Source organism: Agarivorans albus, from assembly GCF_019670105.1.
Classification (GTDB): domain Bacteria; phylum Pseudomonadota; class Gammaproteobacteria; order Enterobacterales; family Celerinatantimonadaceae; genus Agarivorans; species Agarivorans albus.
The window spans coordinates 4,304,953-4,329,421 of the sequence record NZ_AP023032.1 but is presented as its reverse complement, the minus strand read 5'-3'; the positions used below and the strand labels follow the sequence as shown (position 1 = coordinate 4,329,421).

23 protein-coding genes are annotated in these 24,469 nt (G+C 44.4%); 17 read left to right on the top strand and 6 right to left on the bottom strand.

Annotated features, from left to right (window positions below; translation table 11 throughout):
* The first annotated feature begins 6 nt into the window (after positions 1-6).
* From K5620_RS19600 to K5620_RS19585, 4 genes are all read left to right on the top strand, one after another.
* Positions 7-798 carry a pentapeptide repeat-containing protein gene (locus K5620_RS19600; RefSeq protein ID WP_016402349.1) on the top strand — a complete coding sequence of 264 codons (792 nt, stop codon included), beginning with the start codon at positions 7-9 and terminating at the stop codon, positions 796-798.
* A 526-nt stretch (positions 799-1,324) separates the two neighbouring features.
* Positions 1,325-2,311, top strand: coding sequence for a TRAP transporter substrate-binding protein (locus K5620_RS19595; RefSeq protein ID WP_016402347.1), 987 nt, complete (start codon positions 1,325-1,327; stop codon positions 2,309-2,311).
* 72 nt (positions 2,312-2,383) lie between these two features.
* The gene (locus K5620_RS19590) at positions 2,384-2,902 is read left to right on the top strand and encodes a TRAP transporter small permease (RefSeq protein WP_016402346.1); all 519 of its coding nucleotides are present in this window, start codon (positions 2,384-2,386) and stop codon (positions 2,900-2,902) included.
* Positions 2,903-2,922: 20 nt separating this feature from the next.
* Complete coding sequence (locus tag K5620_RS19585) at positions 2,923-4,206, top strand: TRAP transporter large permease (protein ID WP_016402345.1); 1,284 nt, start codon at positions 2,923-2,925, stop codon at positions 4,204-4,206.
* Positions 4,207-4,273: 67 nt separating this feature from the next.
* Here K5620_RS19585 and K5620_RS19580 read toward each other — a convergent pair whose 3' ends face one another.
* Positions 4,274-5,839, bottom strand: coding sequence for an AbgT family transporter (locus tag K5620_RS19580; protein WP_016402344.1), 1,566 nt, complete (start codon positions 5,837-5,839; stop codon positions 4,274-4,276).
* 363 nt (positions 5,840-6,202) lie between these two features.
* Here K5620_RS19580 and K5620_RS19575 point away from each other — a divergent pair, with 363 nt between their 5' ends.
* Positions 6,203-6,622: a 2TM domain-containing protein gene (locus K5620_RS19575; RefSeq protein ID WP_016402343.1), complete on the top strand. Its 420-nt coding sequence runs from the start codon at positions 6,203-6,205 to the stop codon at positions 6,620-6,622.
* A 202-nt stretch (positions 6,623-6,824) separates the two neighbouring features.
* Positions 6,825-7,955, top strand: a complete 1,131-nt coding sequence (locus tag K5620_RS19570) for a GGDEF domain-containing protein (protein ID WP_016402342.1) — start codon at positions 6,825-6,827, stop codon at positions 7,953-7,955.
* A 3-nt stretch (positions 7,956-7,958) separates the two neighbouring features.
* Here the strand turns inward: K5620_RS19570 and K5620_RS19565 are convergent, their stop codons facing one another.
* Both K5620_RS19565 and K5620_RS19560 read right to left on the bottom strand, forming a co-directional pair.
* On the bottom strand, positions 7,959-9,326 hold the full coding sequence (locus K5620_RS19565; RefSeq protein WP_016402341.1) for an alpha/beta hydrolase: 1,368 nt from the start codon (positions 9,324-9,326) through the stop codon (positions 7,959-7,961).
* 66 nt (positions 9,327-9,392) lie between these two features.
* Positions 9,393-10,142: a helix-turn-helix domain-containing protein gene (locus K5620_RS19560; RefSeq protein ID WP_016402340.1), complete on the bottom strand. Its 750-nt coding sequence runs from the start codon at positions 10,140-10,142 to the stop codon at positions 9,393-9,395.
* Positions 10,143-10,255: 113 nt separating this feature from the next.
* Between K5620_RS19560 and K5620_RS19555 the strand changes: the two genes are divergently transcribed.
* The 5 genes from K5620_RS19555 to K5620_RS19535 all read left to right on the top strand — a co-directional run bounded on the left by K5620_RS19555 (position 10,256) and on the right by K5620_RS19535 (position 13,065).
* On the top strand, positions 10,256-10,561 hold the full coding sequence (locus K5620_RS19555; protein ID WP_016402339.1) for a hypothetical protein: 306 nt from the start codon (positions 10,256-10,258) through the stop codon (positions 10,559-10,561).
* A gap of 35 nt (positions 10,562-10,596) precedes the next feature.
* Positions 10,597-10,977 (top strand): hypothetical protein, encoded by a 381-nt coding sequence (locus K5620_RS19550; protein WP_016402338.1) that lies wholly within the window; start codon positions 10,597-10,599, stop codon positions 10,975-10,977.
* Between the two features lie 29 nt (positions 10,978-11,006).
* A complete protein-coding gene (locus K5620_RS19545; protein ID WP_016402337.1) occupies positions 11,007-11,813 on the top strand; it encodes a DUF2145 domain-containing protein in 807 nt (268 codons plus the stop codon).
* Between the two features lie 126 nt (positions 11,814-11,939).
* The gene (yiaA, locus tag K5620_RS19540; protein ID WP_040307316.1) at positions 11,940-12,389 is read left to right on the top strand and encodes an inner membrane protein YiaA; all 450 of its coding nucleotides are present in this window, start codon (positions 11,940-11,942) and stop codon (positions 12,387-12,389) included.
* 148 nt (positions 12,390-12,537) lie between these two features.
* Positions 12,538-13,065: a DinB family protein gene (locus tag K5620_RS19535; protein WP_016402334.1), complete on the top strand. Its 528-nt coding sequence runs from the start codon at positions 12,538-12,540 to the stop codon at positions 13,063-13,065.
* A gap of 62 nt (positions 13,066-13,127) precedes the next feature.
* Here K5620_RS19535 and K5620_RS19530 read toward each other — a convergent pair whose 3' ends face one another.
* Complete coding sequence (locus tag K5620_RS19530; protein WP_016402333.1) at positions 13,128-15,347, bottom strand: glycoside hydrolase family 3 N-terminal domain-containing protein; 2,220 nt, start codon at positions 15,345-15,347, stop codon at positions 13,128-13,130.
* A 542-nt stretch (positions 15,348-15,889) separates the two neighbouring features.
* On the opposite strand from K5620_RS19530, the gene K5620_RS19525 reads away from it, so the two are divergent.
* Positions 15,890-17,251, top strand: a complete 1,362-nt coding sequence (locus tag K5620_RS19525; RefSeq protein ID WP_016402332.1) for a DUF4397 domain-containing protein — start codon at positions 15,890-15,892, stop codon at positions 17,249-17,251.
* Between the two features lie 71 nt (positions 17,252-17,322).
* Here K5620_RS19525 and K5620_RS19520 read toward each other — a convergent pair whose 3' ends face one another.
* Positions 17,323-17,562: a hypothetical protein gene (locus K5620_RS19520; protein WP_040307303.1), complete on the bottom strand. Its 240-nt coding sequence runs from the start codon at positions 17,560-17,562 to the stop codon at positions 17,323-17,325.
* An 87-nt stretch (positions 17,563-17,649) separates the two neighbouring features.
* Between K5620_RS19520 and K5620_RS19515 the strand changes: the two genes are divergently transcribed.
* The 5 genes from K5620_RS19515 (at position 17,650) to K5620_RS19495 (ending at position 22,545) form a co-directional block, all read left to right on the top strand.
* The gene (locus K5620_RS19515) at positions 17,650-18,192 is read left to right on the top strand and encodes a DUF1993 family protein (RefSeq protein ID WP_016402330.1); all 543 of its coding nucleotides are present in this window, start codon (positions 17,650-17,652) and stop codon (positions 18,190-18,192) included.
* 157 nt (positions 18,193-18,349) lie between these two features.
* Positions 18,350-18,787, top strand: a complete 438-nt coding sequence (locus K5620_RS19510; RefSeq protein WP_016402329.1) for a GNAT family N-acetyltransferase — start codon at positions 18,350-18,352, stop codon at positions 18,785-18,787.
* A 378-nt stretch (positions 18,788-19,165) separates the two neighbouring features.
* Positions 19,166-19,570, top strand: a complete 405-nt coding sequence (locus K5620_RS19505) for a GNAT family N-acetyltransferase (RefSeq protein ID WP_016402328.1) — start codon at positions 19,166-19,168, stop codon at positions 19,568-19,570.
* Between the two features lie 86 nt (positions 19,571-19,656).
* Positions 19,657-20,121: a GNAT family N-acetyltransferase gene (locus K5620_RS19500; RefSeq protein WP_016402327.1), complete on the top strand. Its 465-nt coding sequence runs from the start codon at positions 19,657-19,659 to the stop codon at positions 20,119-20,121.
* A 174-nt stretch (positions 20,122-20,295) separates the two neighbouring features.
* On the top strand, positions 20,296-22,545 hold the full coding sequence (locus tag K5620_RS19495) for a multiheme c-type cytochrome (protein WP_016402326.1): 2,250 nt from the start codon (positions 20,296-20,298) through the stop codon (positions 22,543-22,545).
* A 50-nt stretch (positions 22,546-22,595) separates the two neighbouring features.
* Here K5620_RS19495 and K5620_RS19490 read toward each other — a convergent pair whose 3' ends face one another.
* Positions 22,596-24,299, bottom strand: a complete 1,704-nt coding sequence (locus tag K5620_RS19490; RefSeq protein ID WP_016402325.1) for a hypothetical protein — start codon at positions 24,297-24,299, stop codon at positions 22,596-22,598.
* Positions 24,300-24,469 lie beyond the last annotated feature (170 nt).

The following is a 24,469-nucleotide window of genomic DNA, read 5'->3' as shown; positions in this document are numbered from 1 at the left end:
ATCGCTATGACAGAGCCTACCACCCTGTTGGCAGCCAAACAGCCTGTCGAATATCTGTTCGAGCCAAGTGATAACGAGGGCTTAGTTGAGCATCGTCAATTCTGTGAATTAGACTGGAGTATGCTTGAGCAAACTAACCTTAGCTTTAGCCAGTGTATTTTTGTGGATTGCGATTTTAGTGAAGCTAATTTAACCGAGCTGAGTTTTGAACGTTGCCAGCTGCTTAATTGTAATTTTAGTGGGGCGGTTTTAACTGCGAGCCGATTTATTAACTGCGGCTTATACGACCGAAAACGCCAACGCGCTTGTGACTTTAGCGGTGCAGACCTTTGCCAAGCCGAATTTAAAGCCTGCGATATTTCTACTGCTAACTTTAGCCGAGCTGAGTTATTTGATGTGGTGATTGAGCATTGTCATGCGCAAGGCTGCCGCTTTGAGTTTGCCGACTTCTCCAAGGCCGTGAGCAGAAAAGTAGTATTTAGTGCTGCCAATCTTAGCCATAGCAACTTTAGTTTGAGCGATTTTGAAGGGGTTAACTTAGCTAAGTGCGATTTGCATGGCTGTAACTTGAGTGAAGCTGTGCTAAACCGAGTAAACCTTGAGGGCGCGAATCTTAGCGCTAGCATATTTTCGCCAAGCACTTACCAAGGTTTACAGTTGTTTCAAGCTGATTTACGTAATGCTGATATTGCCGGTATTGATATACGCCAGATAGATTTGTCTGGGGTAAAGATTTTTAGCTGGCAAATGGAGGCCTTAATAGAAAGCTTAGGGATGGTGGTGTATCCCGATAACTAGCCGACTAAATTTCTTTACATCATAAAGTAATACTAATCTGTGGCGTGGCTCTTAGTTTAGCTATTGCTCTTCTACTCCTTTCGTCTATTTGATGTGTTGTTCGCATTTACTTTATAAATATTTGCTATTCAGCTTGTCTAAAATCTAATCATTAGCAATATTGTATTACCAGGGGCTGTTGATCTTTGGTGTTGAAATTTTGTTCGAGATAAGCGGGCTTTAATCGCGGCGAGCACTTAGAAGCCTAGTGGGCTAAGCAAGAAGTGCTTAACAAAGAGTAAAGTTCGCTTATCCGAACCCATTGGGCAGCATTTCTTAGCCATTTATTCAGCGTTAGCGAGTGATTATTAAGCCCACTTAACTGCACACTCACTGCCTTGCCTAAATGGCTAATAAATTGCTGCAAAAACCATCAGCAAAGATCAACAGACCCTAGTGATTGGCGTTGCCAATCTATGCTGCTCGCTCAGCTGTTCCAAGGTTTGGATTGTGCGCGCGTGAATTATGGATGATTTGGAGACGGGACATGAAACAGCGTAACAAAGCGTTACTTTCGGCTAGTTTACTAAGTTTGGCACTAGGCTTAAGTGTTAGCGCACAGGCTACAGAGTGGAAAGGCTGGAATATTCACAAAGCGGGTTACCCAAACACCGTGGGCATGGATAAATTTGCTGAATTGGTCGAGCAGAAATCCAACGGCGATTTTAGTATTAAAATGTACCATGCTGGCGTATTAGGCAATCAACCCGACGCCATTGAACAAGTGCGCATTGGCGGCTTAGAAATTGGCAACTTTAGCCTTGGCCCTATTGGTCCGATAGTGAAAGAAGCTAATGTATTGTCGCTACCTTTTGTATTTGACGATGTCGCCCATATGCACAAAGCGATGGATGGCGCAGTAGGCGATCAAATTAATGCCGCTATGGAGAAAAAAGGCTTAATTAGCTTAGCTTGGTACGACGCAGGAGCGCGCTCGTTTTATAACTCCAAAAAACCGATTACTCAACCTGCAGATATTACCGGCATGAAAGTGCGGGTGATGAACAATGATTTGTATTCTGGCATGGTATCGGCGCTAGGTGGTAACCCTTCTCCAATTGCTTATGCAGAAGTATATCAGTCGCTTAAAACCGGTGTTGTTGATGGTGCCGAAAATGGATGGCCTGAATACGAATCGATGGGACATTTTGAAGTGGCCGGTTACTACTCGTTATCACAACATCTAATTATTCCCCAGTGCCTATGTGTAAATGCCAGTGCATTCCGACGTCTGCCAGAGGCGCAGCAGCAAATGTTAATAGAAGCAGCGCAAGAGTCTGCTCAAGTGCAGCGAAATTTGTGGGCGCAACGCGAAGCATTTAGCCGAGACAAGGTCGTTAAAGCCGGCGTTAAGCTAAACGAAATTAGCGAAAAAGAACCTTTCCAATTAGCGATGCAACCAGTGTATGACAAGTATTTGGGTGAGAACCCAGAGCTTAAACCTTTGGTTATGTTGATTAAAAACACTAAGTAATCGAGTTCTCGTCGCCACCTTTAATCAGTGATTTGATTGAGGGTGGTGCTTTTTTGTTATTTAGAGGTGCTTATGTTTGAGCAAGCTGATGCGCTTAAGCGCTCGCGCTACGATCGGTTTCTTGATTACTTAAGCCAGCTTAGCTTGTTAGTGGCGGGGATTGCTTTAGTGGTGCTTACACTAACTTTTGGCTGGTTGGTGTTTGGCCGATATGTGTTGAACTCCACGCCCACTTGGGTAGAGCAACTATCACTGTTGCTGGTGGTGTTGATTGCATTTTTAGGAGCCTCGGTAGGTATTCATAAAAACACTCACTTGGGCGTATCTTTTTTTTACGACCGCAGCCCCTTTTGGTTGCAGCAGTTATTCCAGCTAATTTCGCAACTTTCTCTGGCCATATTTGGCTGCGTAATGATGGTAAACAGTTACCAACTAATGCTGTTTAAGTGGGGTTCTGACATCCCCTTGCTGGGTGTGCCTGAAGGGATTAGAGCTATTCCCATTATGCTATGTGGCGGCTTGGTTTTGCTTTATTCAATTGGTCATCTTATTCATTTATTTCATCGGGTAAAAGCGGCCCTTATGCGCTAGCGGTACTAAAGGATTAGGTTATGGGTTTAGTTATTTTGATGGCTGTGTTTGTAATTGGGGTGATTATTGGCACGCCAGTGGCGTTTGCTTTAGGCATTGCTGCGGTCTCTGCTTTTGCTTACGAAGGATTACCGCTGCTAATTGCGTTTCAGCGGATTACTGCTGGCATTAGCGTGTTTTCCTTAATGGCTATCCCGTTTTTTATTTTTGCTGGCGAATTGATGTTTCATGGCGGTATTGCCATGCGCTTAGTGCGTTTTGCGTCTTCGGCGGTTGGAGCGGTGCGCGGCGGCTTAGGTGTAGTGAATGTTATGTCTTCAATGTTATTTGGCGGCATTTCGGGTTCGGCGGTGGCCGATATTTCTGCATTAGGCTCGATCCTCATTCCGGTAATGAAGAAAAAAGGTTACGACGAAGACTATGCAGTGAATGTAACGGTAACGTCTTCGATTGCCGGCATTATGATCCCGCCTAGCCACAATATGATTTTGTATGCAGTAGCAGCCGGCGGTGGTATTTCTATTTCCCAGCTGTTTCTAGCCGGCGTCGTGCCGGGCGTATTAATGTGTGTATGTTTAGCGATTACCGCTTACATCGTTGCAGTAAAACGCGGCTATTCAGCGGAAAAATTCCCCGGTTTTGTGGTGCTATTTACTCACTTTGTAGTGGCCTTACCGGGTTTGCTTACTGCAGTAATTATTGTGGGCGGGGTGTTATCGGGCGTATTCACTGTGACTGAATCTGGCGCCTTTGGCACTATTTACGCGCTGGTGGTTACAGTAGTGGTTTATCGTCAACTTACCTGGGACAAATTTAAAACGGCGGTGGTTAACTCGGTGAAAACCACCTCGATGGTGATGGTGTTAATCGCCTGTGCGGCAGCCTTTGCTTACATGCTTACTTACTTCCAAGTGCCGAGCAAAATGATTGATTTTCTTAGTGGTATTTCCGATAACCCGATTGTGATCATTTTGCTGATTAACCTGATGTTATTGCTGTTAGGTATGGTGATGGACATGGCAGCGTTGATATTAATTTGCACGCCAATATTTTTGCCTGTGGCGCAATCATTAGGTATCGACCCTTTGCAGTTTGGCATGATTTTAATGATGAACTTAGGGCTAGGTTTATGTACGCCACCAGTGGGTGCATGTTTATTTGTTGGCTGCGCGGTGGGTAAGGTACCGATGGAATCAGCAGTAAAATCGATATGGCCGTTTTACATCGCTATTTTAGTCGCCTTAGTGCTCACTACATTTATTCCGCAAGTCTCCTTAGCTTTGCCAATGTGGTTAGCGGGGTAAGGTTAAAGCAGCATAAAAAACGCGCCTATGGGCGCGTTTTTAGTTTCAAATAGTGAATTACTTACTGCTACAGAGGTGCTGGGTATACGTAGCTTGCGCCAAGACCCAGTGGTAAACCTAGTGCCCAATAAGCCAGTAGGAATATCGTCCAGAAAATGGCCAGAGCAATAGAATATGGCAGCATGGTAGCTACTAAAGTACCGATGCCGGTGCCTTTTACGTATTTCTGACAGTACACTACAACCAAGGGGAAGTAAGGCATTAATGGAGTGATGATGTTAGAGCTAGAATCACCAACGCGGTAAGCGGCCTGCACTAAGTCTGGTGAGATGTTCATTTGCATTAGCATTGGCACTAGAACTGGCGAAATTAATGCCCATTTAGCTGATGAAGAACCCACTGCTAAGTTAATTAACACCACCAACACAATCATGCCTACAATGGTTGCGGGCGCGCCCATACCAATGGCTTGCAGGAAGTTAGCACCTTTCACTGCCATAAGTACGCCAATGTTAGATTGGCCAAAGGCCCATACAAACATAGAGCAGAAGAAGGCCATAACAATGTAGTGGCCCATGGTTTCCATGGTTTTAGACATGGCAGCCACTACGTCATCAGAGTTTTTGAAGCTACCGTTTAAGTAGCCAAATACCACACCTGGAATCACAAAGAAGATGAAGATAAGTGGCACGATGATTTGCATCATTGGTGCGCTAAAGCTGGTGAGCGAGCCGTCTGCGTCACGCAAGCTAGAACCTTCTCCCCATGCGGCTGCAACCAATAAGCCGATTAAGGCTAACATTACTAAGCTTGCTACACGAAACGCGAAGGTTTCTTGCTTGCTGGTAGAATGCATGTCAGAAGCTACGTCTAAGTCGTCGGCTATCGGGCTATTTTTTTGTAGGCGAGGCTCAACGATTTTATCGGTGATGTACCAAATGGTAGCCACAATAGGTAAACAAGAAGCAGAAGCAAAGAACCAGTTATTTAGCGGGTTAACCATCATGTCTGGATCAGACAGCTGCGCCGAGCTTTGGGTAAAGCTTTGTAGTAAAGGATCTAAACCAGAGGGGATAAAGTTTGCACAAAAACCGCCAGATACACCGGCAAAGGCAGCGGTGATACCTGCAATAGGGTGGCGACCCATAGCGTGGAAAATTACCCCAGCTAACGGAATAACTACCACGTAACCTGCATCGGTAGCCACGCTAGAAATAACGCCAATCAATACTACTGCGGGAGTAATCATTTTGGCTGGCGTTACTTTTAACATCGCTTTTAAGGCTGCGTTAATGTAGCCGGAGCGCTCTGCAACGCCTACACCTAATACCGCTACGAGCACTACGCCCAATGGCGCAAAACCGGTGAAGATTTTAACCATGTTGGTCATCCAAGTGGTAAGCCACTCGGCGCTAAGCAGGTTGTTAATGACGATGGTTTCGCTACTGCGAGGATCAATTTCGCTGAAACTTAGATAAGATAGGCCGGCGGAAAGCAGCCATACAAAAAACATCAATCCAAGGAATAGCATTGCTGGATCAGGCAATTTATTACCTACACGCTCAATAGTGTCTAAGAAGCGTGCGATACCGCCCTTATTTGGGGCTGGCTCACTGGTAGTGGTAGAACTCATATATACCTCTAGGTTTTTCTAAACTCTCCGGTTTAGTTAGTTTCGTTGTGATTAATCACCTAAAGTGACCAAAAAATAAACTTATCAAACCAGCATAGTGAATGAGGCTTCCCTTTGCTTTGATTTGAGTTAATAAATCCTATTTTATACAAAATTGCAGTTTAATGCTTTGTTTAACTTGTTTTTGTCATTTTTTTGTCTTGGTTTGTCCTGCTGAGTGACTGTGGGCAGTCGCTATTTTTAGTGTCGCTTATCTTTGAATATAACCTTCTATCGGCGATTTAAACACTCGGTCGCAAAACATCGATAGCCACAAGTTGGCGCGTTATGTTTACTTAAAGTTACATGGGCTAGGACACCAACATGAACAATAGTTATTCGCCGCAACAGTTAGAACAAATTATTGCTTTGGCCTTACGCCAGCAACAAGACCAACAAAACTTTGTTAGTGAGTCTGAATTGTTTGATATTGCCGAGCAATCTGGATTGGATGCCGAACAAACCGAAGCTGCGCTCAAGGTGTGGCAACAACAGCAGCAACAGCGACGCGCGCAATGGAAAAAACTATTAGCCTTTAAAATCCATGCGGGGAGTTATATTTTGATTAGCTGCATGTTGTTTTTGATTGATTGGCTAACCGGAGGACCGTGGTGGTTTTTTTGGCCAATGTTAGGCATGGGCATTGGTTTATTTAGTCATGGCTTAGGCTTTTTAAAGGTATGGCGAAAACTTGCTCAACCCACTCAGGTAGCAGGATTATCGTTTAAAAGGTGTCGCTTTTAAGCGACGCTGCAGCGAAAAAATGAGGGTTTATAACCAAATTTGATATTTTTTCTCATTTATTGACTAGATTGTGTTCAGCCTAGTCGGTGTTTCAGTTAAGCTCCGGAATCAATTTACCAGTGGTAAGGTTTTACCAAATTTAAAGTTCAATTGTTGCTACAGTTTGAAGCAAGGGAAAAATTGAGCTATCGGAGTCAAGAGATTGTTAGAGAAACTCAAAAAGTCAGATTTGTTGCAGCCTTATAGCAAAGACAAATATCAACAGCAGCAAGAACTGGCATTACCACAAAGCTTACGCTTGGCTTATGTGGTTAGTGCAGTGTATTTAATTTTGGGGATTTCTCACCTTCTGGTTATAGATGAGCCGAGTCAGCGTTGGATTTTAGCGAGTATGGCGTTGGCCTCTAGCTTGCTTATTTATGTTAGTACTCGCTATTTACCCAAGATTATTAACCCAGCTACTACCGCAATGCATTTGGTTGTAGTGGCATTAATGCTGGCGAATTCGTTAACCCACATGGCACTCACTGAGGACATTATTCAAAGTAGTACCTTGATGTTAGTCGTTGTTGCAACCGGCGGCTTTATGATAGAGCGCACCCTGTTGTTACTGGCCCTGTTGGTGGCTGCCGCTGGCTGGTCTACCTTGGTTGTGCAGATGGACCAAGACACTAACACGGTAGTGCATTTTGCCTTTGGTTTGGGCATGAGCTCGATTGTCGCGCTGATTTTGTTTAGTCACCGTGTTGGTGTATTCAACCAATTGATAAATCAACGTAGACAGCTAAAACACATTGCCGAGGTTGATCAGCTAAGTTTGTGTTTACGTCGTCACGCCTTTGATGAAAAAGCTGAAGCCTTGTTAGCTCAAAGTGGCCAGCGCGCCTTTTCGGTTTTGTATTGCGATTTAGATTATTTTAAGTTGCTTAACGACAGTATGGGCCATGCGATGGGAGACCAAGCCTTACGCCGCTTTGGTGAATTACTGAATACCTTGGCGAAACCCCATCAACTCGTTGTAGGGCGTATGGGTGGCGAAGAGTTTGTATTGGCAGGTTGTATGAGCGAGGAGCAGGCCAGCAATTTAGCGCAACAAATAGTGCAACACCTGGAAGACCTGCATATTGCCCACCCAGAATCCTTAAGTTCTATGTACCTTACTTGTAGTGTGGGCGTTGCCAGCTCGGCAATCGACCATGACTTTTCATCCTTGTGTAAGTACGCCGATAAAGCCTTATACATTGCCAAGCGAAGTGGCCGCAATCAATATCAGTTGCACAATCATTACCAGCTTCCGGAAGGAATGAAAATGCCCGCAGACGTGCAGGCATAGTGCTTATTGCATGAACTGCTCAATGCTGCGAAGCATTTTCTGATAATAAGGGTTGTAGCTCAAACGCTGTAAATGTGGGTATTGCGCTAAGTTTTGCTCGGTTTTTTCACCTTTCACTACGCTCTTAGATTGTTTGCATTGCTGGTAGCTCGGTAAATCGGCTAAGTAATGGCTGCAATTGCGGTAGTGACCATTTTCCCCATAATGTGGGTTACTTGGGGCATTAATAGTGGCCGTATGCGCAACGTCTTTTACTGCTGAGCAAGAGGCGGTGGTGCAACTTGGAAACTCTACCATTACCTTACTGTTAAGCGCTTCTGGAATACTGCTTTGTTCCCCATAATAAACTAGATGATTGGCAGATTTAGCCGCGCCAGTTTGTTTGCTTTGCCATTGGCCTAATAGTTCTAGGGTAACAGCGGTGCTAATGGTTTGGTCGTGTTCGCTGGCAACAACTAGCAAGGGAATATCTGGCAGTGTATCGGCTTTAGCCAAGCGTTTGTTCATGCGTTTCATTAAGCCATGAACTTGAGCGCCAGCGTTGTAGGGAAAAGACTCGTACTTAGCAAAATCGATGTCACCTTCTTTATCTAACCACGTGCTTAACCAGCTAACATATTTTGCCATCCATGCTACGCCGCTGCTGGCTTGCGAGGCCGGAGACCACAACATCACACCTTTAATGGCTGGTTTATTGTCTGGTTGTTCCAAAAGATGGTTAAGAATTAGCGCTCCGCCGGTAGAGAACCCGCCTAGATAAACCTGCTGATAATCTTTTGCGGTGCGCTCAATGGCATAGTCAGCCGCTTGCTGCCATTGCTTATAAGTAACGTTGACCAAATCTGAAGGCGCGGTGCCATGGCCAGGAAGTAGTAGTGTTCTTACATCGTAACCTTGTTGGTAAAAATGCCAGGCTAAATCGTGAAAATGATATGGAGAATCGGTTAAACCGTGAATGAGCAACACGGCTTTGCTGTTATCGGTGTGGCTAAGTTCAAAGGGGGCAATAAGCTGTACCACTTTTGGCATGCCTAACCACTGTTGTTGCTTGGCGAGTAACTGATAGCTTTGGCTAGATAGCGGGCAGCTCATCATTGCCCGTGGGTTACGTTGAGCAATCAGGTTCTGGGCATAATCTAAATAGGCTTGGTAGCTTTGATCTTGAGAATAAGAAAAGGTAGCGGTTTTACTGGGAAGAGCTTGGCGATAGGGAGCTTGTTCAATGTATTGCTCAATTAACTGCTGCTGAGAGTTAATGTTTACACAGTTTTCTGTGAAGTCTTGTGCCATGCTCAACGAGCTAATGCCCAAGCTTACAACCCCTAGCAATAAACTAGCGGGTTTACGAAAAAGGTGGGTTAAACAAAGCATTACTCATCCTTAATATTGTGGTTCACTTATCGTGATAGATTAACAGTGTATGCCTAAGCTTTTGGCTTAACTAGCGTTTTTGTTGTCACGGGCGAGCTTTTCAAAGATTGAAATTTCCCATGGTCGCAGCGCTAACAACATGCCAGTATGGCGGCGTTTATCTAAGGGTAACGAGGCATCTTGTTGATTGAGCGTAGCGGCTTCTTTAGTTAGTTGATTAAGTTTGCGTAAAATAATCTCAATAGAGCTTTGTGAATAGTGGCCACGTAGGTAAAAGCGGAAGCTATCGTCGCCGTTAAAGCGTGAATTCATAAACTCGGCCAGTACAATTTGTTCCATGAACCGCTCTAGCGGGCCATTCGGCAGCCAGCGAAAATCCTGAGCGATAAGTAGCTTATAGGCATTGTTTGGTAGCAGCTGGATCATTTTAAGTTTATCCAAGCGCGCCATTAAACGAATGCACTCATGTTCGCTTAAGTCATAGCGCTGAATTATCTCATCGAAGGTCCAAGAATCTCTTACACATACCGCCACCAAAAACAGTTTATGGTCGTCGATAAGCTCTTGTTCTTGTTCACGTGTTAAGTGGGTAAGTTTCTCTTTTTCTTGGTCAGCCAGCAGAAATAAGTCAATCAGGTTAAGTTCAACAATGTGGCACATTTCCTCTAAACGCTCTAAAGAGAAACTATTGGTAGAGAACATACGCTTTACGTTGGCTTCACTCATATTTAAGCGCTGAGCAACGTCTTTATAGGTTAAACCTTGTTGGCGAAAAACTTGTTTAAGGGTGTCGCGGATCTGCTTTAACTGGCTCATGGTATACAAATACTATACTTAGTGTTTATTCATAATAAACATAATACAGCGCCGTTTACACTGAATTTCCTGGACTTTATGGTTAATGCGAACTTAACCAGCAGGGAATTATTATGAAATTATGGAAATCAGTTTTTATCACCTCTATCGCCCTTACTAGCTTGAATGCTGTAGCTGTTGGGTCTCTCGAAAACTTAAGTCAATCTGCAAAATATTCTGCACTGGCAGCTTCAGCTGGAGCAGCCGGTAGTGGTCAAGTTGCGGTTAGCGCGATAGCTACTCCGGTTATGTTGGTAAGTGGTGGAGTAGCAGAAGTAAGCCGCGGTGTGGCCAGTGGCACGCAACACATTGCTGAAGAAGCCAATGTGCCGGTGCCTTTTGAAATTGGCGACGAAGTTATTGTTGGCGCTGCCCACTAATCTGCTCTTAATTGTTACAACAAAGGAATTATCAAATGAAACTATGGAAATCACTTTTTATCACCTCTATCGCCCTTACTAGCTTAAATGTTGTCGCTACCGAGTCGGGCCAGAACTTTAATCAATCAGCCAAGCATTCGGCCTTAGCGGGTTCAACAGGGCTAAAAGGCAGTGGTCAAGTAGCCGTGAGTGCTGCCACAACGCCGGTAATGTTAGTTGGTGGCTTAAGTACAAATGTTGGTAGCCAAGTTGGTAAAAGTGCCGCAGAGAGTGGTCCCGTTGGTGCTTCCGTAGCGGTTCCTGCAGCATCGGTTGCGGTGGTAGGGAGCACTGCAACAGTGAGTGCGGCAGGTATAGCAGAGAAGGCAGGAGCGCCTGTACCTTTTGAAATCGGCGACATCATCGTTATTCAATAAGCCAAGATAATAAACATAGGGATATATTCATGAAAAATATAAAGAAATTTATTATTGCCACAGTTTTTACCGTAACGAGTGTTGGCAGTTACGCTGGCAGCGCGCCAGCTGAAGATGCCAAGCATCAGCCAGAAGCTATTGCTAAGTTTTCTAAAGAAGTAGAAAAGTATGCAGCTAAACATCGAGCCAACGTATTCATTATTGGCCGAGTAGGTCGCCCGCAGGAAGATTTACCCAAAGGCGTACAATTTACTCACACCGCCTTGGCCGTGTACTCGAACATTACACTCGACTCTGGCGAGACCACCAAAGGTTATGCAATTTATAACTTGTACCAAAACCAAGGGGATTTAGGCCACAGTAGCTTGGTCACCGATTATCCGGTGGACTTTTTCTGGGGAGCCCACAGCTTAAAAGCTGGCATTATTATTCCAAATAAAGAAGTACAAGCTGGCTTATTAGCGCTAGTAAACAATGGCGGTAATCATGTGGTACACAACCCAAATTACTCAGTATTGGCGAACCCATTTGACGGACAGTTTCAAAATTGTACTGAACACACCTTGGATATGTTGAATGCCAGCATATTTGATACCACTGACCGAGAAGAGCTGAAGTGGTTGGCTAAATCAGACTTTAACCCACAGCCGATTAAGGTAAACCGTTTTAAGCTATTTATGGGTGGTTTGTTTTTAGACGAAGTGACCACCAAAGATCACGATGGTACGCCGCAAACTGCCACTTTTACTAGCATTGCGCGCTACTTAGAAGAGAAGCAACTATTGGAGCACTCGGTAGTCCTTTATCAGCATGATGCTTATAAGCCTTTACTTTAATTGATTGACCAAGATCTTAATAAATTCAATATGAGAACGATTATGAACCAAGTAGAAAAAGAATTAGGTTATATTAATCAATTGGATAGTAATTCTGCACCGTTAAACTTTAGGAATAATAACGATATGAAATCGCAATCTTTACCAAAACCAACCTCCGCCTTTATTGGTGCCTCATGGGCCGCGTTGATGCTAGGTGCAGGCGCTTACCTTATCGGCTTGTGGAATGCCGACATGCAGCTAAACGAAAAAGGGTACTACTTTACCTTGTTGTTATTTGGACTGTTTTCATCGGTGTCTTTACAGAAATCGGTACGTGACAAGCTAGAAGGCATTAAAGTAACTGCGATTTACTACGGCCTAAGCTGGTTCTCATTAGCTGCAGCTGTTGCGCTATTAAGTATTGGCTTATTCAACGCAACGTTAGCCTTAAGTGAAAAGGGCTTCTATGCCATGGCTTACGCCTTATGCTTGTTTGCCGCCATTGCGGTACAAAAGAATACCCGCGACATGGCTTATTTTGCAGACGACGAACCAAGCAAAGCGCTTGAAGCTGAGTTAGAAGAGGAACACTAGTTTTGAGTGACTGTTTTTAGGCGCTGTTTATCAAACCTTGAATTTGATGAACAGCGCCTAAGTCAGCATTATAGGCTTATGGACAACATTCACTGCGAATCACGAGTAAAAGCTATTGTTTGCTTAGCTGCCATTTAAAGGAATAACAATGAGCACTGCTTTTGCGCTAATGGCGCAATACAATCAAGTAATGAATCGCCAACTATATGCTTGCGCTGCTCAACTTAACGAGCAGCAACTAAAGCAGGATAGAAAAGCGTTTTTTGGCTCTATCTTTGCCACGCTAAACCATATTTTAGTGGGCGACACCTTGTGGTTACAGCGCTTTGCTAAGCATCCCAAAGGATTTAGTAGTTTAGCGGACATAGCGGTATTACCTCGCCCGAAAGCCTTAAATGAGATTATCTATGAAGATTTCGCCAGCTTAGAGCAAGCTCGAGTTGCCATGGACATGGCGATAATAACTTTTGCAGAGCAACTAAGCCCCGAGTATTTACAGCAGGCATTAAGCTACACAAATAGCAAAGGTGAGGCACAGAAAAAGCCTTTTGAGTTGCTTGTGTTGCACTTTTTTAATCATCAAACCCATCACCGTGGTCAAGTCTCAACCTTGCTCAGTCAATGTGGAATCGACCTTGGTGTGACAGATTTACTATTGCAGATCCCAGATGCATAAAAGCCTCTCAAGCTAGCTTAAGAGGCTTTGTATTAGAAGGTTTTGCGTTAACTGGCTTTGATTTACGCTACTTTAAAGTCGGCTGAGAGTAAATCTTCTGCTTTAGACGAAGGCCCTACAAATACTTTAAATGCACCTGGCTCTACCACTTTTTGTAGTTGCGTGTTGATTAAGGCTAAATCAGCAAAGGGCACGCTAAATTCCACTCGTTGCGTTTCTCCAGGTGCTAACTCTACTCGCTCAAAACCACGTAGCTGTAACACTGGAACAGTAACCGAAGCAGCGCAGTCATGAATATATAACTGCGCAATTTCTACACCTGAGCGTTGGCTAATATTGCTGATGTTTACCGACACTTTTAATGCCTCTCCTTGGCTTAGATCCTTGTTAGCAGCTAAGCAAGGTGTACTAACGGCGAGGTCACTATAGCTAAACTCACTGTAGCTAATGCCTTCACCAAAACTAAATAGAGGCAATAAAGGCATATCAATATAACGTTCTTGATTGTCGGTGCGCTCCGATAAGCGGGCGTGCCAGCCTTCATATTTGTTGTAGTAAACCGGCGATTGACCCACATGTTGCGGGAAGCTAATGGTGAGTTTACCGCTAGGGTTTAGTTCGCCAAATAGCAGTTCGCTAAGCGCTTGGCCGCCTTTCGCGCCAGGGTTAAAGGCACAAACAATGGCATCGGCATGCTGTTTTACCCAGCCAATGGTAAGTGGTTTAGAGGCCATAAATACCACGATTAGCGGTTTACCAGTGGCTTTAAGGGCTTCTAGCATCGCTTGTTGCTGACCACTTAAATCTAGATCGGCGCGGTCGTGAAATTCGCCATGCTGGCTAAGTGTATCGCCAACACAGGCAACGATGATGTCGCTGTTGTTGGCAGCGTTTACTGCACTGCTTATTTCTCCAAACTCAGCTTCGGCTGGTGCTGCACCGCGTACGTAGCTTAGTTCGCAACGTCCTGCATCAGCAGCGGCTTGTAAACCTTGGCGTAAGGTTATGGCGTCTTTTTGGTGGTAGCTATCATCGGCTGCGCCCGCTTGCATAGAGCCAAATGACCAATCACCCAGCTGCGCCACCACATCATCGGCGTTAGCGCCACATAATAAAATCTTAGGTTTAGAAGCATCTGATAGCGGTAAAATGCCGTTATTTTGTAATAGGGTTAGCGATTGGCGGCTGGCTTCTAGTGCTGCTTGCCAGTGATCGGCATTACCTAATATTTGTTCTTTCTTACTTAGGTCGGTGTAGCGGAAGTCTTCAAACAAACCTAGTTCAAACTTGTATTTAAGGATACGCGATACTGCGTCGTCGATTAAGGCTATATCTAGTTCGCCATCTTTCACTAAGTCGATGGTATGTTGATAAAATGATGGCGTGGTCATGATCATGTCATTACCTGACTCAACCGCGATTTTTGCAGCATGGCGTAAGTCTTCTGCTACGCGTTGTTTGTCGTGTAGTGAACCAATGTTATCCCAATCGGTAACAATAAAGCCGTCCATTCCCCACTGGTTTTTAGGCACTTCGCGCAGTAACCAACTGTTGGCACTACAAGGTACGCCATCGATAGCTTGGTAACCCACCATTAATGTCGCAACGTTGGCTTCTTTGACCGCTTTTTCAAAGGGCGGTAGGAATAATGAAAGCAGCTTACGAGGAGAGACTTCGGCCTCATAAGCGTCACGACCACCGGTAGCTTCGCCATAGGCAACATAGTGTTTGGCACAAGCCAAGATGGTATCGTGTGAAGCTAAGTTATCACCTTGGTAACCATACACGGCAGCAGCGGCAAGCTCTCCAATTAACCATGGATCTTCACCAAAGGTTTCATTTATGCGGCCCCAGCGGCTATCACGGCCTACACATAATACTGGTGAAAAGGTCCAATGCAGGCCACAGGCGCGGGTTTCAATTGCGGTAATACGCGCCATGCTTTGGCTTAGTTGTTTACTCCAAGCACAAGACAAGGCTAATTGTGTTGGAAATACCGTGCCGTTGTTCTCAAAGCAATGGCCATGAATAGCATCAATACCAAAAATAAGCGGAATACCAAGGCGAGTTTTGGCGGCACGCTGTTGTAGCTCTTCAACCATTGTGCCGGTGCAGTGCAAATAACTGCCCACATTCCAGCTCTCAAGTTTGTCGAGGTTTTCTGGCATGTTGGCGGGCAATTGCAGCATTTGGCCCACTTTTTCTTCCACGCTCATTAGCGACAACAGGTTTTCTACTCGCTCGGCTACGCTGAGCGAAGGATTGGTATACGGCTGCGACATGCGGCTGTTCCTCTAGTTAACTTCAATTTGTTGGTTACTCAGAATTTTAGTGAGTGGTTTAGCGTCACAGCTTGCTGAGTATTCATTCTATGCTGCCTATAGTAGTTAAATTGGTGGCTTATTCACCTTAAAGTAAGCGGTTTCATGAAAGTTGCTTGAGCTTTTGAGGGCTAGCTAACATTCGAAGATATCCAGAGCAATATTTCATGAACCCAACAATAAATTAGATAAGTAAAAACTTAGTTTGCTTAGGCGGAATAAATCGAGGAAATGAGATTGATTGCTCAAGTATTTTGTTGAATCAAACAATAAAAATATAACATTTTTGTTACAAGTTTGTTTTGTGCTTTTTGAGAGGAGGGTTATTTTTAAATTTAATTATTTCAATGTTTTATGGTTTATTTTGTTTGCTTGTTTTTCATTCTGTCACATCTAAGTTCTTTGTCGCCGATAAACAATCTGCGGTTTTTCTTGTGATCTTATTTTATTTCCTTGGCGTTTCAATGGCTGATACCACTACAGAGATACTTAAGGAAAAGAACATGAAACTTGCCAAATCAGGTCTACTACTCAGCTCCGCTGTTTTACTCGCAGCCTGTGGTAGTGATGACGACCACGTTGAAACCCCAATGTCCTCAGTTCGCGTAACCCATGCAAGCGCCGACGCGCCAATGGTTGAAGTTAAAGCCAATGGCGAAACCTTTGCTGGACTGAGTATGGTGGATTACCGTCAAGGCAGTGCTTGGGTACCGGTAGCATCTGGCAGTTATGATATTAGCGTTGACGCCATTCTGCCTGGTGATAATGCTGAAGTGATAGCTGCAAACTTAGAGTTCTCTCCGGATATGCAATACGACATCATTGCGCTCAACTATGCGGCTTCAATTGAGCCAGTAGTGCTAAGCCGCAGCAGTGACGCGGTAGATGCAGCTAGCGTGCGCCTTGATGTATTACATGGTCACCCAGATGTGGGTGGGGTGGATATCTATTTAACCACAGCAGCTGATATTACGAGCGAAGCCGCGGCAATTACTAACTTAGAATTTAAAGTTGATAGCGCAGATTTACCGGTAACCGTTCCAGCAGATACCTACCGAATTCGCATTACTGGAACCGGCAGCAAAACCGTGGTTTTTGATAGCGGCGAAGTGGCGTTAGCTGGTGGCAGCGATTTAATGTTAACAGCCGTGCCAAATAGCGACATGGGCTCAGTATCGCCAGTCAATGTGTTGTTGGCCGATGGCAGTGCCGTATCGGTAGTGCGTGATATGGCAGAAACCAGCCATGTACGAGTGGTGCATGCAGTTGATGATGCACCGATGGTTGATGTATTGGCGAGCGGTGCTCCTGTAACTGGCTTTACCGGAATTGCTTTTAACGAAATACCATTTCGTAGCGGTGACTTACCAGCTGCTAGTTATGATCTGAGTGTTGCCGCTAGCGCAGACAACAGCTTAGTAGTTATTGATGCCCCAGGAGTGATGTTGGATGCGGGAGCCGAAACCAGTATCTATGCTGTAGGCAAATTAAACTCGATTACTGACAGTACCATTGAACCACTGGTAATTAGTGAAGATTTACGCTCGGTAGCGCTTTACTCTAAGGTTCGCGTAGTACATGCAAGCCCAACTGCAGGTGACTTAGGCCCAGTTGATATTCATGCTTCTGCCGATGGCAACTTTAGCGCAGACACCGTAGTGTTAGCTGGGATTAACTTTAAAGATAATGCGGTACTTAATGTCGCTGGCGGCACCTATACCTTCGCCGTTATTTTAGCTAGCGATACTACTTACAGCCCAGCAATTGAAACCATGGCCACTATTGAGAACGGCGGTGTTTACACAGCAGTAGCCACCGATGACTTTAGTGATTTAGTGCTAAATGTAGATACTATGGCACCATAACAACATAGTTGTTGAGTAACAAAAAAAGGGCCGTAAGGCCCTTTTCTGTTTTGGCTGGTATGGTAGCGCGACTATTTAACTCGGGTGATCGTTACTAAATGAGTATGCTGAGGTACTTCTATTAAAGCACCGCGTTTTAGTCTTTCTATCTGGTTTACGTGATGTTCGGAAAAGCCACGTTGTTGCCAGTTTTTCCCCACTAAGTCTGATTCACTGAGCGGATAAATATCTTGATGGCTTAAGCTATCGTGACGCGAAATAATCCAGATTCGCTGTTGCTCTACAGTGAGGCTTGTTAGTACGTTTTTCACCTTATTCCAAACCAACAATGCGAGTTTCACCTTGATTAATCATTTCTAAACCCGTTATAACATAGGCTTAGTTTAAGGACGAACAGCATGACAGATCCCAAACCCAATAAGCTTTATCAATTATCGGTACCACTGTTTTTACACTATTTAAATCAGCTCGATGAATTACTTAGTGATATGCAGTTATTTGCCGAGGAACAGGGCCTAAGCGAAGCACAATTATTGGCCGCCAAACTTGCCGACGACATGTTTCCATTGGGGCAACAAATTAGCACCGCCATTGGTTTTAGTCTGCGTTGTTGCTTACCTTTAGCGGGCCAAGATATCGAAAACTTTAGCCCAGAGCTTATTTCTTATCAGAGTTTGCAGCAGCAATTGCACAGCAGTGTAAGGTGTTTGCAGCAGTTAAAAGCTGAACAATTTGAGCAAAGTACCCCGAGTAATATTTCTACTCAGGCTGGGTTTGCTAAATTATCGCTAAGCCCAAGTGAATACCTGCAACAATATATGCTGCCAAATTTCTTTTTTCACTACACGATGAGCTATGCGATTTTACGTCAGCAGGGCATGCCTTTAAGTAAACAGAATTTTGATGGCTATCATCAATACCCTGCAGGTTTTAGCTTTTAAAACAGTCACTTCAAAAAATTATGAGTGATTTAGTAATTGACTAATGATTATTTCGTAAAGCGCAAGAAATACGCCTTAAAACCTTGTGTTAGCGTAATACAATCGGTAGATTATTTGAGATAAAGGCGCGCAAGAACAATCAGGGGGACATTCGTCAATGCATCCAGATTATTTTATAAGTACTAACCAAGCAGAGTTAGATATCTCGCTGATTCATAGTGTATTAACTAAGTCTTACTGGGCTAAAGGTATCCCTCGCGCTACGGTTGAACAATCCATCGATAATTCATTGTGTTTTGCTGTTTATAACTATCAAAAACAGCAAGTTGGTTTTGCTCGGGTGATTAGCGATTACAGCACCTTCGCCTATTTAGCCGATATTTTTGTCTTAGAAGAACACCAAGGTAAGGGTTTGGCTAAGGCACTAATGCATCGCATTATGGCCCATCCTAGGCTACAGGGGATTCGCCGCTTTAAGTTAGCGACCCAAGACGCACATGGCCTTTATCAGCAGTTTGGCTTTACCGAGTTAGCCCATCCAGAAATACATATGGAGCGTTGGCAGCCAAACTTCTATTTGCTTCCTCAAAGCTAACAAATCTTATGTTGAAGTCGCCTGTTGCCGCGACTTGCCTTCAATATCTACTTTACGCTGCTTTCTGCAGCGTTTTTGTTCCTTACTACAGCCTTTAAGCTATCGAAGCTAGTTGCATTAAACCGATGTTAAACGGCAGCAGGGTACCAATCTAAATCACATTTTTAGCATAAGTGAGTATCTGGTCTATCTTGCTTATCTTTCTCTTACATGCCCTAAAGCCTTACGTTGTAAGTGTTTAGAATGAATGTTACCAAATTGTTACAAATGCCGATGGCAAAGTTACCAAACGTTACCCTGAGGGGCTTGAGGCTTAGCTTATTGCTGACTAAATTTACGCCAATCAATGTGGGGTGGGTTAATGAGGGAAGGCTGAGCATGCAACAGGGATACTATGTTGGTACTAACAAAGAACAGCTCGATTTAGCACTTATTCATGAGGTGTTGGTGAGCTCTTACTGGGCGAAAGGGATTTCTAAAGGAGCGGTTAAAACGTCGATTGATAATTCCATGTGTTTTGCTGCTTTTGACCTTAAACAGCAGCAAGTAGCTTTTGCCAGAGTTGTCTCTGATTATTCCACCGTTGCTTATTTAGCCGACATCTTTGTATTGGAGGAGCATAGAGGTAAAGGCTTAGCCAAAGCCATGATGCACCGGATTATGGCTCACCCTAAATTACAAAACGTACGCCGATTCAAACTCGCAACTAAAGATGCACATGAGTTGTATCGTGGTTTTGGGTTTAACCAAATTTCAGATCCAAAGCTTTATATGGAACGCTAAACAGCAGCGCCTTACTGTTAATTGGATTGAATTTTAAGCCTATATATTCAATGCTAATGGCTTGTTGAGTTATTAGGAAATAGTCAGTGGATATACGCTTAAACGATGTAACAGGCGAGCAAGTAATCGCATTGCTAGAAGAGCACCACCAAGACATGTTGCTCCACTCTCCAATAGAGAGTGTTCATGCATTGGATGTGAGCGGTTTGCAGGCCGAGGGCGTGAAGTTTTGGTGTGCTTGGTTGGGAGATGAGCTAGCAGGGTGTGGCGCTTTAAAGCAACTTGACGCTAAGCATGCAGAGTTAAAATCTATGCGCACTGCTAGTAAACATTTGCGTAAAGGCGTGGCTGCTGGGTTACTAAAACATATTCTCAAAGACGCCCAAGAAAGTGGTTATCAGCAACTGAGTTTAGAGACTGGCTCTATGGCCGCGTTTGCTCCAGCGTGGGCTCTTTACCAGTCTTTTGGTTTTGAGTTTTGCGGCCCTTTTGCCAACTACCCGCTTGATCCATACAGCAAGTTTATGAGCAAAAGCTTGGCGTCCATCTAGCCTTAAGCCTCTTTAAGTTATTTGTGGTTTAGCCCTTCTCTGTGACGTCATTTGTTCAAGACTTGCTACACTTTTAGTTATACCTTGCTAGATATTTGATTTGATAAGTAATTTTAGCTTGGTACTAGCAAAGTTTGATGACTGGATAATCCATAGTTTTGGAGAAGGGTAGGCATGAGGCAGGGGCTGTTTGGGCTTGTATTTGTTTGGCTAGGTGTAAGCTTATGTATATCGGCGGCTGAATATGTCGGAACCAATAGCTGCATAGAGTGTCATCAAACGCAATATCAACAATGGCAGGGCTCTCATCATGACATGGCAATGCGCCATGCCGATGAGCAATCGATACTAGGCGACTTCGCCAATGCCAGCCTAGAGTTTGCAGGTAAAACCAACCGCTTCTTTCGTAAAGGCGCTGAATATTGGGTCAATATTGAGGGGCCTAACGGTGAATTTTCCGATTACCAAATAACTTACACCTTTGGCTTTGAACCGCTGCAGCAATACATGGTGGAATTTGCCGATGGTCGAGTGCAGCTCATTCCCTTTGCTTGGGACTCTAGAAGCACGCAACAAGGTGGCCAGCGTTGGTTTCATCTATATCCCAATCAACAAAAAACTGATGAATTTTATTGGACCAATGCTGGGCAAAATTGGAACTATATGTGTGCAGACTGTCATTCAACTAGTTTGCAAAAGGGCTACGACGGCAGCAGCAACACCTACAATACCACTTGGTTTGAAATCAACGTTGGCTGCGAAGCTTGCCACGGCCCCGCCAGCGACCACATCAAGTGGACTCAAAGTGACAATAAGCAAGCTGCACTAGCCAGTTTAGGCCAGTACAGTGGCTTTTCTCGTACTCTACAAGCGGCGGTGAGTGAATGGACCTACCAAGCTGGCGAATCTACTTTGAGTGCTGCCAGCCACCAACAAAGCCAGCAACTTAAAGTCTGCGCGCAGTGCCACAGCCGCCGTTTGCAAATAAGCGAAAGCAATGACCACGTGGCGGGATCTTTGCTCGAGCGCTATCAACCCAGCTTGATAAGCGCCGAGCTCTATCATGATGATGGCCAGATATACGATGAAGTGTATGTTTGGGGCTCATTTCAGCAGTCAAAAATGAAGCATGCTGGAGTAAGCTGCAGTAATTGCCATAATGTGCATTCTGGCCAATTAAAAATGGCAGAGCCAGCGCTATGTGCGCAGTGCCATGTAGCGGCTGAATATACTCCCGAAAAACATAGTTTTCACCCAGCGGATAGTGAGGCTGCAATGTGCAGCTCTTGTCATATGCCGGCAACGACTTACATGCAGGTAGACCCACGGCGAGACCATAGTTGGCAAGTTCCGCGCCCCGATCTGAGTCAGGCGATTGGCACCCCAAATGTGTGTACTTCTTGCCACCAAGATAAAGACAATAATTGGGCGCTTCAATGGCTGCGGCAATGGTTTCCTAAATCAAATTACTTAGATAATAATCATTTCTCTGAAGCATTTTTTGCTGCAGACCAAGGTTTACCCTCTGCCGAACAAGGCTTGGCTTACGTGGCGCAAAACCCCTTAGAAAGCAGCATTATTCGCGCCTCTGCTCTAGAGCGACTGGCGCAGTTTCCTGGCCGTAATAGTGTGATTGCCACTGCGCGAGCTGTTAGCAGCGAGTACGAGTTGATTCGTTTAGGGGCAGTAAGTAGTGCTCGGCATTACCCTATAGCAGAACGCTGGCGCTTATTGTCTCCTCTACTGGATGACTCAACCCTAGCAGTAAGAAGTGAGACTGCTGCTAGCTTGGTTAAAGGCTGGGCAAGTTTAACTAAGCAACAGCAACAGCAATTATGGCCAGCACTTAAGGAATACCAAGAGGTTCAGTTAGTCAATGCCGACCGTGCATTTGCACTGAACAATCTAGCCGGTGTTTACCTTGCTACTGGCGAGTTTAATGAGGCGGAAGCTAGCTATTTACAAGCAATTAAAATAGAGCCTTATTTTGCCAACAGCTACGTTAATTTAGCCGATTTATATCGCCATTTAGGCAATGAAACGGCCGCATTCAATGTACTCAAGCAAGGGCGTTTGGCTCAGCCTGCCAGTGCTGCGATCCCCTATAGCAGCGGTTTAAGCTTATTGAGGCAAAAAAAGGCGCAGCTAGCGGTGAGCTATTTTGCACAAGCCACAGAGCTAGAGCCAAGTAATGCTCATTATTGGTATGTTTACGGCTTATCCTTAGAAGCTTTTGATTTGGTCAAAGCGCAGCAAGTATTAAACAAAGCCTACGATACCGGACGCAATCCGCAGCATTTATTTGCCTTGTGCGAAATGAAGGTAAGGCATAAAGATAGAAAGGCACAGCTATGTATTTTGCAATTACAAGCGGTGGTACCTGCAGAAGTCGTGCAGCGTTTAAAGCGGCAATTAAATCAATAAGTTAGATGGTAAGGAAAAGGCGCTCTAAAGCGCCTTTTGGATGAAACTATCTAATTAGTTTTTCGAAATGTTGTGATGAAGCTTTTTTGGCCTTGCACAAATGCGCTAGATGTTAATACACCTTGGTCCCAGTTTTTGCCAGCGGCAACATACGTCCACTGCTCAATTTTAGGGCTTTGGCATAATTGTCCTTCAATGATTTCGTCGTCATCACACCAGCGAACAGAAGAGTTTAGTTGAGCAAGAGTTGCTTTGGTTTGTTGGCCCTCATTAACGCCAAACCACCAAAATGCCATGTTAGCTAGCTCTGCGTAAGACACGGTTTCATCCATATCTTCCAAGGTACATTCGCCACCTTGTTGAGTATGTAACTCTTTACCTACAACATGAATCTCACTTTCACCAAACTGGTAGTTAACTTGACCAGTTAAGCTACAGCCTGCGATGTTGGTTTCGGCTAACCAAGTACCTCTAAAATCGATATAGCGCTCGCCATTGTCTACGTTTGGATTAACCAAGTAGCTGTATGAGGTAGATGTGCTTTCTCTTAGTTGATTACCGGTACTGTCAAGAGTCACTTCAATGGTTTGATCTGTGTAAATCCCTGTAGCAGTGTCGTAGCTGGTGCTATAGGTTTGTTGCTTAAGCTCACCATCGTCTTCAAATTCGCTTTCGCCTAAAGTGCTTAAGTTTGCTTGGCTACAGTCTTGTTCGTTCATACACGCAAATAAGCCACCAAAATTAGCCACTTCTGCGTAGTCTATTGTTTCATCGTCAGAGTTAACTTGGCTTGGGTCTTTAACCACTAACTGGAAGCCAGGTTCAATCGCAAAGTCTTCGGCAGAGTATGTGTTTGAATCAGCATTAAAACACTCTGGAGTATTGTTGTTCACGGTGAATTCACCGCCGTTTAACTCACAGGCAATGAACTCTTTCGCCCACTGCGAGCTATAACGTTGATCAGAAGAGCCTGCTTTAAGCACCAAAGAGTCTTCGGCTAGATACAGCACCTCAGAGCTTATACCAAAGCTCGCATTTTTGAATGCCTCATCAGGAATTGTTCTATCCATGTGAACATTCTGAAATACCGTTGAGTTATCGCCGTATTGGCCGGTCATAACTACTTCAGATAAACGTAAGTACTCGCCACTTCCCTTACTAAACGCATCAATCACGTCACTGTCGCCGCGCTCAATGCCATCTAGTGACTCGCTTAAATGCGCTGCTGCTTCTTGTTCTGATACCCACTCGCTAGCGCTTACTTCTTCTAGCAACGCATCTGCAGAATCTAGGTTATTTAGTTTCACTTGCTTGAGCGCAATTAAGGTATTGCTGTCGGCTGCTGGCTTTGCAATATCTTCTGGAATAACAATGCTGCCAGTACTCGCATCATCTAATGATTGCAGTATTCGCGCTAAGTTCATTGCAGAACCAGTATCGGCGGTTACTTCAAAGGGAGAAACAACGCTACGATAAGAGCTGTTACCGATGAACATGCCGTTCTCGCCGCCCAAGTAAAATGACACTACATCGTCGGGCTTAACCTCAAAGGTACCTTCAGCGTTGGTGTAGCCACTTAATCCACTCGGCGCCGCTTTATAGAATAATCCTTCTACGGCGGCGTCAATAAAAGTGCCGCTTACTGGATCTGTACTTGGTGGGGTTTCATTGTCGTTGCCGCTTTCACTTCCACCGCAAGCGCTTAACACTAACGATACTAAGGCTGTGCTACCTAGTACTGCGAATTTGTTCATAATGCTTTCAATCCTTTACATTTTTATGACAGCTATTGCTGTTATTTTGAGAGAAGAATGTGTTTTATTTGGCTCTTAAAGTAAAACTATATTTTTATCAACAAGCTCTATAAAAGATGCTAGATATGTGAATTTGCAGAGTATTCAATCTGCTAGTTTTTCGCTGTTGA